Genomic DNA, 552 nt, shown 5'->3' on the forward strand with positions numbered 1-552 from the left:
AGGCCCTCCAGCGCCTGCTCTGCTGCCTTCTCCGTAGGCGCGGTGTAGATCTTCCGCAGGGCCGGCACGAGCTTGCCGTGGTCGGCCTTGGAGGCGTATCGCAGGCTGGCCCGCACCAAGTGGATCACGCAAGTCTGAACGGTAGTTCGAGGCCAGACGGTGTTGATGGCGTCGGGCAGTCCTGGCAGACTATCGCAGCAGGCCACGAGGACATCTTCCACTCCTCGCGCCTTCAGCTCGCCAATGATCGTAAGCCACTGGCGGGCGCCCTCGCCGTCCTTTCCGATCCACAGCCCGAGCACATGCTTGCAGCCGTCCAGATCGACACCGACGGCGAGATGGACGGGCCGGTTCGCCACCTTGCCGTCCCACACCTTGATCCACAGCGCGTCGATATAGACGACCGGCCAGACCGGGTCCAACGGACGCGACTGCCATGACGTGATCTCGTCGTTGACCGCGTCGGTCACCTTCGAGATCAGGTCCGGCGATACCTCGGTGCCGTACACCTTCGCCAGATACGAGCGGATGTCGCGGACCGTCATGCCGCGG

The 552-nt window shown here is 64.9% G+C and carries 1 protein-coding gene; it reads right to left on the minus strand.

Translation table 11 applies throughout. The annotated features are described in order from the left end of the window. A partial coding sequence (locus tag AOK16_RS18560; RefSeq protein WP_157859258.1) for an IS256 family transposase occupies window positions 1-552 on the minus strand: 552 nt, incomplete at both ends.

Origin of the sequence: Streptomyces pathocidini, from assembly GCF_001418495.1 — a bacterium.
GTDB classification, from domain to species: domain Bacteria; phylum Actinomycetota; class Actinomycetes; order Streptomycetales; family Streptomycetaceae; genus Streptomyces; species Streptomyces pathocidini.